Origin of the sequence: Massilia sp. 2TAF26, from assembly GCF_052115005.1 — a bacterium.
Classification (GTDB): Bacteria; Pseudomonadota; Gammaproteobacteria; order Burkholderiales; family Burkholderiaceae_D; genus Telluria.
Genome location: NZ_JBFRFV010000004.1, coordinates 131933 through 145291 on the forward strand (window position 1 = coordinate 131933; position 13359 = coordinate 145291).

General features: G+C 67.0%; 10 protein-coding genes. 8 read left to right on the plus strand and 2 right to left on the minus strand.

The annotated features are described in order from the left end of the window. The first annotated feature begins 106 nt into the window (after positions 1-106). The 4 genes from AB4Z32_RS05790 to AB4Z32_RS05805 all read left to right on the plus strand — a co-directional run bounded on the left by AB4Z32_RS05790 (position 107) and on the right by AB4Z32_RS05805 (position 6574). Complete coding sequence (locus AB4Z32_RS05790; RefSeq protein ID WP_441934967.1) at positions 107-2503, plus strand: 3-hydroxyacyl-CoA dehydrogenase/enoyl-CoA hydratase family protein; 2397 nt, start codon at positions 107-109, stop codon at positions 2501-2503. Positions 2504-2544: 41 nt separating this feature from the next. Beyond that, positions 2545-3741 carry an acetyl-CoA C-acyltransferase gene (locus AB4Z32_RS05795; RefSeq protein WP_441934968.1) on the plus strand — a complete coding sequence of 399 codons (1197 nt, stop codon included), beginning with the start codon at positions 2545-2547 and terminating at the stop codon, positions 3739-3741. A 117-nt stretch (positions 3742-3858) separates the two neighbouring features. Continuing rightward, a complete protein-coding gene (locus AB4Z32_RS05800; protein WP_441934969.1) occupies positions 3859-4632 on the plus strand; it encodes an enoyl-CoA hydratase in 774 nt (257 codons plus the stop codon). A gap of 127 nt (positions 4633-4759) precedes the next feature. Next, complete coding sequence (locus tag AB4Z32_RS05805; protein WP_441934970.1) at positions 4760-6574, plus strand: FAD-dependent oxidoreductase; 1815 nt, start codon at positions 4760-4762, stop codon at positions 6572-6574. 56 nt (positions 6575-6630) lie between these two features. On the opposite strand, the gene AB4Z32_RS05810 is transcribed toward AB4Z32_RS05805, so the two are convergent. Further along, the gene (locus AB4Z32_RS05810) at positions 6631-7050 is read right to left on the minus strand and encodes a hypothetical protein (RefSeq protein WP_441934971.1); all 420 of its coding nucleotides are present in this window, start codon (positions 7048-7050) and stop codon (positions 6631-6633) included. A gap of 125 nt (positions 7051-7175) precedes the next feature. Beyond that, the gene (gene cysS, locus AB4Z32_RS05815) at positions 7176-8573 is read right to left on the minus strand and encodes a cysteine--tRNA ligase (RefSeq protein WP_441934972.1); all 1398 of its coding nucleotides are present in this window, start codon (positions 8571-8573) and stop codon (positions 7176-7178) included. A gap of 158 nt (positions 8574-8731) precedes the next feature. On the opposite strand from cysS, the gene AB4Z32_RS05820 reads away from it, so the two are divergent. From AB4Z32_RS05820 to AB4Z32_RS05835, 4 genes are all read left to right on the plus strand, one after another. Then, complete coding sequence (locus tag AB4Z32_RS05820) at positions 8732-9640, plus strand: LysR family transcriptional regulator (protein WP_441934973.1); 909 nt, start codon at positions 8732-8734, stop codon at positions 9638-9640. A gap of 154 nt (positions 9641-9794) precedes the next feature. Next, a complete protein-coding gene (locus tag AB4Z32_RS05825; protein WP_441934974.1) occupies positions 9795-11126 on the plus strand; it encodes an MFS transporter in 1332 nt (443 codons plus the stop codon). Between the two features lie 12 nt (positions 11127-11138). Then, the gene (locus AB4Z32_RS05830; protein WP_441934975.1) at positions 11139-12362 is read left to right on the plus strand and encodes a CaiB/BaiF CoA transferase family protein; all 1224 of its coding nucleotides are present in this window, start codon (positions 11139-11141) and stop codon (positions 12360-12362) included. Continuing rightward, on the plus strand, positions 12359-13318 hold the full coding sequence (locus AB4Z32_RS05835) for a hydroxymethylglutaryl-CoA lyase (RefSeq protein WP_441934976.1): 960 nt from the start codon (positions 12359-12361) through the stop codon (positions 13316-13318). Before AB4Z32_RS05830 ends, AB4Z32_RS05835 begins: the two co-directional genes overlap by 4 nt. The last annotated feature ends 41 nt before the right edge of the window (positions 13319-13359 follow it).

Below are 13359 nucleotides of genomic sequence, written 5' to 3' on the forward strand. Positions count from 1 at the left end.
CATAGACCCGTCGTCCCCGCGCAGGTGGGGACCCAAGTTTGCCTGCAGATCGACGAACTTGGGTTCCCGCCTTCGCGGGAACGACGCTAACTAAGGATTACGAGAGATGACTAATTTCATCGTCAAGAAAGTCGCCGTGCTGGGCGCCGGCGTGATGGGCGCGCAGATTGCCGCGCACTGCGTCAACGCCAAGGTCCCGGTCGTGCTGTTCGACCTGCCGGCAAAAGAGGGAAATAAAAACGGCATCGTCCTGAAGGCCATCGAGAACCTGAAAAAACTGTCGCCGGCTCCGCTGGGCAACAAGGAAGACGCGGCCCTGATCGAAGTCGCCAACTATGAGGACAACCTCGACGTGCTGGCCGGCTGCGACCTGATCATCGAAGCCATCGCCGAGCGCATGGACTGGAAGCACGACCTGTATAAAAAAGTCGCGCCGCACATCGGCGCTAACGCCATCTTCGCCTCGAACACCTCGGGCCTGTCGATCGAGAAGCTGGCCGAAGGCTTCGACGACAACCTGAAGGCGCGCTTCTGCGGCGTCCACTTCTTCAACCCGCCGCGCTACATGCACCTGGTCGAGCTGATCCCGACCGCGGCCACCCGCTTGGCAATCCTCGACCAGCTCGAAACCTTCCTGACCTCGACCCTGGGCAAGGGCGTGGTGCGCGCCAAGGACACCCCGAACTTCATCGCCAACCGCGTCGGCATCTTCGGCATGCTGGCCACCATCCATGAAGCCGAGAAGTTCGGCCTGTCGGTGGACGTGGTCGACGACCTGACCGGCGCAAAATTGGGGCGCGCCAAGTCGGGCACCTTCCGCACCGCGGACGTGGTCGGCCTGGACACCATGGGCCACGTGATCAAGACCATGCAGGACAACCTGAAGGACGATCCTTTCTTCAGCGTCTACCAGACCCCGGCCGTGCTGTCCAAGCTGATCGAGAAGGGCGCGCTGGGCCAGAAGGCCGGCGCCGGCTTCTATAAAAAGGTCGGCAAGGACATCATGCGCCTGGACTTCGCCACCGGCGAATACGTGCCGAGCGGCGCCAAGGCGGCCGACATCGTCGCGCGCATCCTGAAAGAGAAGGACCCGGTCAAGAAATTCAAGGCGATGCGCGAATCGACTAACCCGCAGGCGCAGTTCCTGTGGGCGATCTTCCGCGACGCCTTCCACTACATCGCCTTCCACCTGGAGTCGATTGCCGACAACGCGCGCGACGTCGACTTCGCGATGCGCTGGGGCTTCGGCTGGAGTGTCGGCCCGTTCGAGACCTGGCAGGCCGCCGGCTGGAACACCATCGCCCAGTGGGTGAAGGAAGACATTGAGGCCGGCAAGGCCCTGTCGAACGCACCGCTCCCGGCCTGGGTGTTCAGCGCCCCGGTGTCGGAGAAAGGCGTGCACACCGCCGAGGGTTCCTACTCGGTCTCGAAGAACGCCTATGTGCCGGTATCGGACCTGCCGGTCTACCAGCGCCAGCAATTCCGCGCGCCGGTCGTCGGCAGCACCACGGTCGATCCGAAGACTGCCGGCACCACCGTGTTCGAGGACGACTCGGTACGCCTGTGGCACTCGGACGATGAAGTGCTGGTGATCTCGCTGAAGACCAAGATGCACGTGATCGGCGACGGCGTCATCAAGGGCATCAAGCGCGGCCTGGAAGAGGCCGAGAAGGGCTACAAGGGCCTGGTGATCTGGAATACCGACGCAGCCGAAGGCGGCGCCTTCTCGGCCGGCGCCGACCTGCAATCGGCCCTGCCGGCCTTCATGACCGGCGGCGCGAAGGCGATGGAGCCGATCGTGCGCGAGCTGCAGGACACCTTCATGGCCATAAAGTATTCGAACATCCCGGTGGTGGCGGCAGTAAGCGGCCTGGCCCTGGGCGGCGGCTGCGAGATGGCGCTGCACGCGTCGAAGCGCGTGGCCTCGATCGAGTCCTATATCGGCCTGGTCGAAGTCGGCGTCGGCCTGGTGCCGGCCGGCGGCGGCCTGAAGGAAGCGGCTGTACGCGCCGCCAACGAAGCCAAGGGCAACGACATCCTGCAATTCCTGAAGACCGGCTTCACCAACGCGGCCACCGCGCAGGTATCGAAATCCGCCCTCGAAGCGAAGGCCATGGGCTACCTGAAGGAAGACGACGTCATCGTCTTCAACCCCTACGAACTGCTGCACGTGGCGAAAGTCACCGCGCGCTCGATGTTCGACGCCGGCTACCGTGCACCGCTGCGTCGCCCGGTCCCGGTCACCGGCCGCTACGGCTGGGCGACCATCCGCGGCCAGCTGGTCAACATGCGCGACGGTGGCTTCATCTCGGCCTATGACTACCACCTGGGCGACACCATCGCCGAGATCGTCACCGGCGGCGACATCGACCAGGGCAGCTACGTCTCCGAGCAGTGGCTGCTGGACATGGAGCGCAAAGCCTTCATCTCGCTGCTGAACAATCCGAAGACCCAGGAACGCATCATGGGCATGATGCAGACCGGTAAACCAGTACGGAACTAAGCGGTGCGTAACCTAGTCAGCGGACATAAGGACTTAATGACATGAGCAAACAACTTCAAGACGCATACATCGTCGCAGCGACCCGCACCCCGATCGGCAAGGCGCCGCGCGGCTTCTTCAACAAGACCCGTCCGGACGACCTGCTGATCGCCGCGATCAAGGGCGCCATGGCCGCCGTGCCGAACCTGGACCCGGCCCTGATCGTCGACGCCATCGTCGGCTGCTCCTTCCCGGAAGCGGAACAGGGCTTCAACGTGGCGCGCCAGGCCGTCGTCATGGCCGGCCTGCCGAACACCGTCGGCGGCGTCACCGTCAACCGCTACTGCGCCTCGGGCATCACCGCCCTGGCGATGGCTGCGGACCGCATCCGCGTCGGTGAAGCCGACGTCATGATCGCCGGCGGCGTCGAATCGATGTCGATGGTGCCGATGATGGGCCACCACCCGTCGATCAATATGCGCGTGTTCGACGACGAGAACGTCGGCCTGGCCTACGGCATGGGCCTGACCGCCGAGAAGGTCGCCGCGCAGTGGAAGGTGAGCCGCGAAGACCAGGACGCCTTCGGCCTGGAATCGCACCGCAAGGCCATCGCCGCCCAGCAGGCAGGCTTCTTCAAGGACGAGATCACCCCGGTCGAGATCGTGACCCGCACGCCGAACCTGGCGACCGGCGAGATCACCGTCAAGCGCCGCACCGTCGACCTGGACGAAGGCCCGCGCGCCGACGCCAGCATGGAAGGCATGGCCAAGCTGAAGCCGGTGTTCGCCGCCAAGGGCTCGGTCACCGCTGCGACCTCGTCGCAGATGTCGGACGGCGCCGGTGCGCTGATCGTCGTCAGCGAGAAGATCCTGAAAGAGCACAACCTGACGCCGCTGGCCAAGTTCTCGTCCTTTGCCGTGCGCGGCGTGCCGCCGGAGATCATGGGCATCGGCCCGAAGGTCGCCATCCCGGCCGCCCTGGCGGCGGCAGGCATCACCCAGGACCAGCTGGACTGGATCGAGCTGAACGAAGCCTTCGCCGCCCAGGCGCTGGCCGTGATCCGCGACCTGAACCTGGACACCAGCAAGGTCAACCCGATGGGCGGCGCGATCGCCCTCGGCCACCCGCTGGGCGCGACCGGCGCCATCCGCGCCGCCACCGTGGTCCACGCCCTGCGCCGCAACAAGCTGAAGTACGGCATGGTCACCATGTGCGTCGGCGCCGGCATGGGCGCTGCGGGTATCATCGAGCGCGTGTAATCCACACGCAGCAAGTCGAGGAGGGTGGGCACGGAAAACCGTCCCCACCCTTTTTTCGTAGGGTGGGCACGCCGTGCCCGCGCAATACGCGAACAAACAATACCGGAGACCTCCTGAATGGACATCCAGACCACCACCGCCAACGGCATCCTGACCATCGAATTCAACCGCCCGGAGCGCAAGAACGCCATCACCGGCGCCATGTACACCGCCATGGCCGAAGCCCTGCGCGCCGCCGAGACCGACGCGCAGATCCGCGTCGTCCTCATCACCGGCAAGCCCGAGATCTTCACCGCCGGTAACGACCTCGACGACTTCCTCAACAACGTCGGCGAAGGCGCGATGACCGAAACCCGCCCGGTCTTCCAGTTCATGCAGGCGCTGGAAGGCTGCAGCAAGCCGGTAATCGCGGCAGTCAGCGGCGCCGCCGTCGGCATCGGCACCACCATGCTGATGCACTGCGACCTGGTCTATGCCGCCGACACCGCCAAGTTCTCGATGCCCTTCAGCCAGTTGGGCCTGTGCCCGGAATTCGCATCGTCGCTGCTGGTCCAGCAAGCGGCCGGCTACACCCGCGCCGCCGAGAAGCTGATGCTGGGCGAAGCCTTCCTGGCCCAGGAAGCCCTCGAAATGGGCATCGTCGCGAAAGTGCTGCCGTCTGGCGAGCTGCTGGCCTTCGCCCAGGGCCAGGCCGCCAAGCTGGTCAAGCTGCCGGCCGCCTCGATCCGCACCACCAAGGCGCTGATGAAGCGTTCGCGCGCGGCGCTGGTCAAGGACACCATCGCGGCCGAGAACGAGCGCTTCAGCGCGATGCTGGTGGGCGCCGAGGCGAAGGAGGCGTTCACGGCCTTCTTCGAGAAGCGCAAGCCGGATTTCAGCAAGTTCGACTGAGCGTATCCTCGCGGTGAACCGGATCCGGTTCACCCCAGGCGGCGCCCGCTTCGCCACAATTGCTTTGTCGCCGAGGACATCCCTTCGCTAAGCTTGCCGGCATTCGCCATCCGAATGCGAGGCACCCTTGAAACGAAGAGATTTCCTGTCGTCGCTGGCAGTGGCCGCCGCCGGGACGCTGCCGACCCTGAGCGCTGCATCGGCGGGCGGCGCGCCGGCCAAGGCCGTCTATCGGCGCGTACGGCCCCTGGACGCCGCATGGCCGAACGCCGCCAGCTGGGCCAGGCTCAACGAGGCCGTAGGCGGCAACCTGATCAAGGCTCACGCGCTGTTTCAAGGCTGCGTGGCCGATCCGGACGGCGCCGCCTGCCTCGATGCGCACAAGAACATCGGCAACCCCTACTGGATCGGCGACCAGCCCGGCGGCACCGAGAACTCGGGCTGGTTAGATGCCTGGACGCCGGCGCCGAGCGCGTATGCGATCGCAGCGCGCCATGCCGGGGACGTCGCCGCCGGCGTCGTCTTCGCGCGCAAGAACCGGCTGCGCCTGGCGGTCAAGGGCGGCGGCCACAGCTACCTGGGGACCTCGAACGCGCCCGATTCCCTACTGATCTGGACGCGTGCGATGAACCAGGTCACGCTGCACGATGCCTTCGTCGCCGAGGGCTGTGCGGGCCATACCGCCCCCGTCCCGGCGGTCAGCGCGGGCGCCGGCGCCATGTGGATGGATCTGTATCACGCCGTGACGACGGAAAGCGGCCGCTACGTCCAGGGCGGCAGCTGCACCACGGTGGGCGTGGCCGGGCTGGTGCAGAGCGGCGGCTTCAATGCGTTCTCGAAAGGCTTCGGCACGGCGGCCTCCAGCCTGCTCGAAGCCGAAATCGTCACCGCCGACGGCCGCGTGCGTGTCGTCAACGCGTGCAAGGATCCCGACCTGTTCTGGGCGCTCAAGGGCGGCGGTGGCGGGACCTTCGGCGTGGTCACCCGGGTCACCCTGCGCACCCACGAACTGCCGCGCTTCTTCGGCGGCGCCTGGGGCGAGGTGAGGGCGCGTTCGAACGACGCCTTCGCGCGCCTGATCGCCCGCTTCATCGACTTCTACCGCGAGACCCTGTTCAATCCGCACTGGGGCGAACACGTGCACTTCAGGCCGGACAACGTGCTGGAAATCGACATGGTCAGCCAGGGCCTGAGTCCCGAGCAGACGCGGGATGCATGGCAACCCTTCTTCGACTGGATCGGGGCGGCGCCGCGGGATTACGAGCTCGTCTCGCCCGGCGCCTGGGCCTGGGAGGCACGCAGCTGGTGGGACCCGGCCAAGCGCGCATCAACCTATTCGCGGGACATGCGCGATGGCGCGCCGCGGCATCATGTGTGGGGGAAGGGCGACCAGGGCGAGGTTGGCGTCTTCCTGCACGGTTACGATTCGCTGTGGCTGCCGGCGGCCCTGTTGCAGGCGGAACGACGGCAGGCGCTCGCGGACGCGCTGTTCGCGGCGAGCCGCCACCAGATGCTGCGGCTGCACATCGGCAAGGGCCTGGCGGGCGCGCCGGCCGAGGTCCGTACCGCGGCCCGGCAGACCGCGACCAATCCCGCGGTGGCCGATGCATTCACCCTGCTCATCATCGCCGAAGGAGAAAGGCCGCCCGCCTATCCGGGCTATGCGCGGCCCGCCATCGACCTGGCGGCGGCCCGCAGGAACGCCCGCGACATCGACCGGGCCGCCGCCGAACTGCGCAGGATCGCGCCGCATTCGGGTTCCTATGTTTCGGAAAGCAACTACTTCAACCTCGACTGGCAACGCGAGTATTGGGGCGAGAACTATCCGAGATTGCGGGCCATAAAATCGGCATACGATCCCGAAGGACTGTTTTGTGTGCACCACGGCGTCGGCAGCGAAGACTGGAGCGCCGACGGTTTTACGCGCCTGGGATCAACCTGAAGCCGAGGCCGGCCCGCTTCGCCGCAGCCCTGCCTATGGGCTTCAGCGGCGGGGCTTCAGCGGCTGCAGCTCAGGCGCAGTCTTTCGCCTTGGTTTGCGTAGGCGCGTGCCGGTGCGCTGTCGCCGCAACGGTAGATCACGCGCAGGCGCTTCCTCTGGTTCGGCGCCGGGTCGCCGCACAACTGGTCGTTGGCGATGACGAAGCCGCGATTGCGCTCGACCTGGTCGCGCACGCTGCGACGCGCGTTGCAGCTTGCGTCGCGCACGCCATACTCGGCCTCCTCGATGTGCAGGCGTCCCCAGGACATCGAACCGTCCGCGACGTCCGGACCGTTGCGGGCGTCGCGCTGGCCTGCTGCGTAACCGTCGTCGTAGCCGCGGCGGTATTCGGCGCTCTGGGCGAATGCGCCGGTGGACGCGGCGGTCAAGGCCAGCACGGCGGCAATGCGGACGATGTGTCGGTGTGCGATTTTCATATTTTCCTCCCGTTCTATCGATGACGAATGCTAGCGCGCTGAGCTGGACAGTTCTGTGCGCATCCGTACGTACAGTATGTCATCCGGCGCCCGCAGATCCTGCCGGCGAGTCTGTAAGAGGCGTATCAATCGGTAACCGGGAGAGTGGCCGTTTTCGGCGCCGCGACGGAACCCTCGGCCGTGTCGCGCACAACGAAACCCTGGTCCTCGATCGCGGTCCGCAAGGCGTCGGCATCGGCCCAGCGCTTATCGAGGCGTGCTTGCCGGCGCGCTTCGACCAGCGCCAGCACCGCGTCCGGCACGGCGTGCGTCTCGGGCCGCCAGGTATCCAATCCCAACCCGAGCACTTCGTCCAGCCAGCCCAGCGTCGCTTTCTGCACCGCACCCGGCAGCCCGGATTTCAATACCTCCCATGCCAGTGCCAGTGCCCTCGGCGTATTCAGGTCGTCGTTCAGCTCAGCCAGCATGCGCTCGCGATAAGCGGGATCGGCCACGCCACCGGAAGGCAGTTCGACATACGCCCGCCGCAGCCGCCCGAGCGCCGTCTGCGCCGCCTCCAGCGCCGTCCACGAAAACACCAGCTTCGAGCGGTAATGCGCGGTCAGGGCAAGATAGCGATAGGCCAAGGGATCGAAGCCGCGCTCGACCAGCGAATCGAGACGGATGAAGCTGCCGTCCGACTTCGACATCTTGTCGCTGTCTTGCAGCCGCAAAAACGCGCCGTGCAGCCAGTAGCGCGCCGGCGGGTGGCCGTGGCAGGCCTCGTGCTGGGCGATTTCGTTCGAATGGTGGACCGGCACGTGGTCTTCGCCGCCGATGTGGATGTCGAACAGGGCGCCAAGGTAGCGCGTCGACATCGCCGAGCACTCGATGTGCCAGCCGGGGAAGCCGCGGCCCCAGGGGCTGTCCCATTCCATCTGCCTTTGTTCGGCGCCGCTGAACTTCCACAGCGCGAAATCGGTGGGCGAGCGCTTGTCGCCCGGATCGACGCGGTGGCCTGCCTGCAGTCCGGCGATGTCGAGCCGGGCCAGGTGACCATAGCGTTCCAGGCGTGTCGTGTCGAAATAGATGCCATCGGCGGTACGGTAGGTAAAGCCGGCCCGCTCGATGTCCAGGATGAAGGCGATCTGCTCGGGGATGTGGTCGGTGGCGCGCGCCCAGACGGTCGGCGGCAGGATGCGCAGGCGCTCCAGGTCGCGCTGGAAGGCATCCGTGTAGAAGGCGGCGATGTCCCAGGCGCTGCGGCCGGTGCGCCGGCTGCCCTTTTCCATCTTGTCCTCGCCCAGGTCCGCGTCCGAGGTCAGGTGGCCGACGTCGGTGATGTTGACGACGTGCCTCACCTCGATGCCGTTCAGCTGCAGCACGCGGCGGAGCAGGTCGCCGAACAGGTAGGTGCGCAGGTTGCCGATGTGGGCATGGTCGTAGACCGTCGGGCCGCAGGCGTACAGGCCGGCGCGGCCGGGTTCGAGGGGGGCGAAAGGACGCAGGCGCCGCTCCCAGGTGTCGTACAGCTTGAGTGTCATCGGGTCTCCGGAAATGAAAAAGGCCACAGGAGACGGTTCTCGCTGTGGCCATGGAATCTGTGGATATGACAATGCAATCGGCAGGCTTCTATGGCCTGCGGTAACACACTCCGTGGTGGAAGGATCGATTGAACATGCGTTCAGTGTAGCATGTCGGCATGAACCTGCACCGCCTCGATCTCGTCTCGCTTTCCCTGTTCATGCACGTGGTGCGCTCCGGCAGCATCAGCAAGGGCGCGCAGTTGGCCAACCTGGCGGTCGGGGCGGCCAGCAAGCGCATTTCCGACCTCGAGGCGGCGGTCGGCGCGGGGCTGCTGGAGCGGCATTCGCGCGGTATCACCATGACCGCCGCCGGCGAGGCGCTGGCCCGCCATGCCCTGCGCATCCTCGGCGACGTCAACTTGCTGGCGGCCGAGCTGCGCGACCACGCGAACGGCATCGTCGGCGTGGCGCGCCTGTGGGCGAATACCTCGGCCATCACCCAGTTCCTGCCGGCCGACATCGCCGCCTTTGCGCGCGCCACGCCGGCGATCCGCATCGAACTGGCGGAACTCAACAGTGGCGAGATCGTGCTCGGCGTGCTCGAGGGCAGGGCCGATATCGGCATCTTTGCCGACCGCACCCCGGCCCTCGGCCTGCAGCTGATGCCCTACCGGGAGGACCGGCTGGTGCTGGTGGCACCAAGCGGGCATGCGCTGGCGCGGCGGCGCTCGCTGCGTTTCGAGGAAGCCGCCGAATTCGACTTCGTCAGCCTGTCGCAGGGCACCTCGCTGGCGCAGCGCCTGCAGGCCGAGACCGAGGCCATGGGCCAGCGCCTCAAGTTGCGGATCCAGGTGCGCAGCTTCGACGCCATGTGCCAGATGGTGGCCGCCGGGCTGGGCGTGGCGGTGCTGCCGGCGGACGCGGTGCGGGCGCTGGTGCGTTCGCTGAACCTGCGCCAGATCCCGCTCCAGGACGCATGGGCGCGGCGCCAGCTCTTGATTGGCGTGCGCGACCTGGAGACCCTGCCGCGCCATGCGCGGATGCTGGTCGAGCACCTCGCCGCTGCGCCCCAGCCCGGACGCTGAGTGCTCGAGCTTTCGCGAAACGCGAAAGCCGGGTTCCCGTCTTGGTCATTCCGCCATCCGGACCCGGAGTGCCAGAATCGACCCACAACACCAAAAGCGCGCCATCCCGCATGAGCGCGCCGGGTCATTCGACGACACCCTATCCGGAGACATCATGAGCAAAATCCTGTCCGCCCCCGCCGGTGCGGCCTCCGTGGCCGTTCCGGGCGAAGCGCAGATCGTGGCAAAAGTGGCATGGCGCATCATGCCGCTGATCATGGTCTGCTATCTCTTCGCCTTCTTCGACCGCATCAACATCAGTTTCGCCAAGTTCGCGCTGCAGAACAGCCTGTCGCTGTCCGACACCGCCTACGGCCTGGGCGCGGGCCTGTTCTCGGTCGGCTACGTCCTGTTCGAGGTGCCCAGCAACATGATGCTGTACAAGGTCGGGGCGCGCCGCTGGATCGCCCGCATCATGGTGTCCTGGGGCATCGCCACCGCCCTGATGGCGCTGGTACAGACCGAGTGGCAGTTCTATGTGCTGCGCTTCCTCATCGGCGCCATGGAGGCCGGCTTCGCGCCTGGCGTGCTGTATTTCCTGACGCTGTGGTTCCCGGCCGCCTACCGCGGCCGCATCACCTCGATGCTGTTCCTGGCCTCGGCCTTTTCCGGCCTGGTCGGCGCGCCTGCCGCCGGCCTGGTGCTGGGCCACATGGACGGCGCACTGGGCATGGCCGGCTGGCATTGGCTGTTTTTGGTGGGCGGCCTGCCGTGCGTGGCGCTGGGCGCCGTCGTGTTCCTGTCGCTGAAGGACAGGATCGAGGATGCGCAATGGCTCACTCCCCAGGAGCGCAGCCTGCTGGCCGCGCGCATCGCCGAGCAGAACCGCCAGATCGGCAGCCATTCGCTGCTGGGCGCGCTCAAGACGCCCGGTTTCCTGACCCTGGGCCTGGTCTACTTTCTGATCCAGGTGAGTTCCTACGGCCTGAATTTCTGGGCGCCGCACATGATCCGCAGCGCCGGCACCATCAACCCGACCATGATCGGCCTGCTCACCGCCGTGCCCTACCTGTGCGGCGCGATCGCGATGGTGCTGGTCGGCCGGATCTCGGACGCCAGCGGCGAGCGCCGAAAATTCGTGATCGGCCTGGTGCTGCTGGGCGCCGCCGGCTTCTGCTGCGCCGGCCTGTTCGACCACCAGCCGGCCCTGCTGCTGGCGGCGCTGGCCGTGATGGGCGCCGGCGTGGTAGCGTCGATCCCGGCGTTCTGGGCCTTGCCGCCCAAGCTGGTGAGCGGCGCCGGCGCCGCGGGCGGCATCGCACTGATCAACACGCTGGGCCAGCTGGGCGGCATCGTCAGCCCGGTGATGGTCGGGCGCATCAAGGACGTCACCGGCAGCACCACGCCGGCGCTGTATGCGATCGCCGGCCTGAGCCTGGTGTGCGCGGCCATCCTGGCCTTCGGCATGCCCGAGCGGCTGCGCCGGCGCGAACAATCCGAACATTGAAGGGGCAAGCACATGACGGCATCGAACATGATCCACGCGAATTTTTCCGACCAGGCGCTGAAGGGCGTGCGCGTGATCGAGATGGGACAACTGATCGCCGGGCCCTTCGCCGGCAAGACGCTGGGGGAATTCGGCGCCGACGTGATCAAGATCGAGGCGCCGGGCGCCGGCGACCCGCTGCGCAACTGGCGCATGATGAAGGACGGGACCTCGGTGTGGTGGCAGGTCCAGTCGCGCAACAAGCGCTCGCTCGCGCTCGACCTGCGCAGCGAAGAGGGGCAGGAGATCGCGCGCAAGCTGATCGCGGAGGCCGACGTGCTGGTCGAGAACTTCCGCCCCGGCACCCTGGAAAGCTGGGGCATGGGCTGGGATGTGCTGTCCGAACTGAATCCGGGCCTGGTCATGCTGCGCATTTCCGGCTATGGTCAGACCGGTCCCTACCGCGACTTGCCGGGCTTCGGCGCGATCGGCGAGGCGATGGGCGGCCTGCGCCACCTGACCGGCGAACCGGGCCGCGTGCCGGTGCGCTGCGGGATTTCGATCGGCGACACCCTGGCCGCCCTGCACGGCACCATCGGCGTGCTGACCGCGCTGTATCACCGCAAGGTCAACGGCGGACGCGGCCAGGTGATCGACGTCGCCCTGCACGAAGCCGTGTTCAACGTGATGGAAAGCCTGATCCCCGAATACAGCGCCTTCGGCGCGGTGCGCGAGGCGGCGGGCAGCGCCTTGCCGGGCATCGCCCCGTCCAACGCCTACCGCTGCAATGACGGCTACGTACTCGTGGCCGGCAACGGCGACAGCATCTTCAAGCGCCTGATGGCGGCGATCGGCCGCCCCGACCTGGCCGAAGCGCCGGACCTGGCGAACAATGCCGGCCGCGTCGCCAGGGTGGCCGAGATCGACGCCGCCATCGGTGTCTGGACCGCGACCCGCGGCGTGGCCGAAGTGCTCGAGGTCCTGAATGGGGCCCGGGTCCCGGCCGGCAAGGTCTATACCGCGCAGGACATCGCCGAAGACCCGCATTACCGTGCGCGCGACATGATCCTGACCCAGCAGACGCGCGAGGGCTACCAGGTCGAGGTGCCGGGCATCGTGCCCAAGCTGATGGGCACGCCGGGCGCGGTGCGTTCGGCCGCGCCGCGCCTGGGCGAGGACACCGACGCGGTATTGCGCGAGATCGGCCTCACCGAAGAGCAGATCGCGGCGCTGCGCGAGCGCAAGGTGGTGGCATGAATGCGAACATGAATGCGTGGAGCGGCAAGGGACGCCGCATCCACATCCAGGAAGTCGGCCTGCGCGACGGCCTGCAGGCCGAAACACGCTTCGTGCCGACGCTAGAGAAGATCGCACTGGCCGATGCGCTCTCGAAGACCGGTCTGGCCAAACTGGAAGCCAGTTCCTTCGTGTCGCCGAAAGCGGTGCCGGTGCTGGCCGATGCGGTCGAGGTGTTCGAGGGGATCGCCCGTCGGCCTGGCGTCGTCTACAGCGCCCTGGTGCCCAACCTGCGCGGCGCCGAACGCGCCATCGCCGCCGGCGTCGACGAGATGAACCTGGTGATGTCGGCCAGCGAAAGCCACAACCTGAGCAACCTGCGCATGACACGCGCGCAGTCCTTCGCCGGCTTGCGGGACGTGGCGGCGCTGGCGCAAGCGCATGGCGTACGCGTCAACATCTCGCTGTCCTGCAGCTTCGGCTGCCCGATGGAAGGGGAAGTGGCGCAGGAGGCGGTACTGGACTGGTGCGCGCGCTTCGTCGACGAGCTGCAGGTGCAGGGCATCACCCTGTGCGATACCACCGGCATGGCCTATCCGACCCAGGTGCGTGAACTGACCGGAAAAGTGCGGGAACGCTGGCCCGGTCTCGAGCTGACCCTGCACTTCCATAACACGCGCGGGATGGGCCTGGCGAATGTGCTGGCCGGGATCGATGCCGGCGCCGAGCGCTTCGACGCGTCGCTGGGCGGCATCGGCGGCTGCCCCTACGCACCGGGCGCCACCGGCAACGTCTGCACCGAGGAAATCGTGCACGCGCTTGAACTGATGGGCTACGATACCGGCGTCGACCTGGCCCTGCTGCTGCAGGCTGCGCGGCGCCTGCAGGAACTGCTGGGCCACGAGCTGCCCAGCCAGATCGTCAAGGCCGGCCGGCGCCTGGACCTTCATTCCTTGCCTGCCGGAATCTCCGTCTGACCTCCTCCTGACATGCGAGCCCGTTGCCATGGCGGGGCGAC

Bases quoted from the DNA above. Each gene is read 5' to 3' on its own strand.
- AB4Z32_RS05830 (WP_441934975.1), top strand. From the start codon at position 11,139: ATGACGGCATCGAACATGATCCACGCGAATTTTTCCGACCAGGCGCTG.
- AB4Z32_RS05835 (WP_441934976.1), top strand. From the start codon at position 12,359: ATGAATGCGAACATGAATGCGTGGAGCGGCAAGGGACGCCGCATCCAC.
- AB4Z32_RS05820 (WP_441934973.1), top strand. From the start codon at position 8,732: ATGAACCTGCACCGCCTCGATCTCGTCTCGCTTTCCCTGTTCATGCAC.
- AB4Z32_RS05810 (WP_441934971.1), bottom strand. From the start codon at position 7,050: ATGAAAATCGCACACCGACACATCGTCCGCATTGCCGCCGTGCTGGCC.
- AB4Z32_RS05795 (WP_441934968.1), top strand. From the start codon at position 2,545: ATGAGCAAACAACTTCAAGACGCATACATCGTCGCAGCGACCCGCACC.
- AB4Z32_RS05800 (WP_441934969.1), top strand. From the start codon at position 3,859: ATGGACATCCAGACCACCACCGCCAACGGCATCCTGACCATCGAATTC.
- AB4Z32_RS05825 (WP_441934974.1), top strand. From the start codon at position 9,795: ATGAGCAAAATCCTGTCCGCCCCCGCCGGTGCGGCCTCCGTGGCCGTT.
- AB4Z32_RS05790 (WP_441934967.1), top strand. From the start codon at position 107: ATGACTAATTTCATCGTCAAGAAAGTCGCCGTGCTGGGCGCCGGCGTG.
- cysS (WP_441934972.1), bottom strand. From the start codon at position 8,573: ATGACACTCAAGCTGTACGACACCTGGGAGCGGCGCCTGCGTCCTTTC.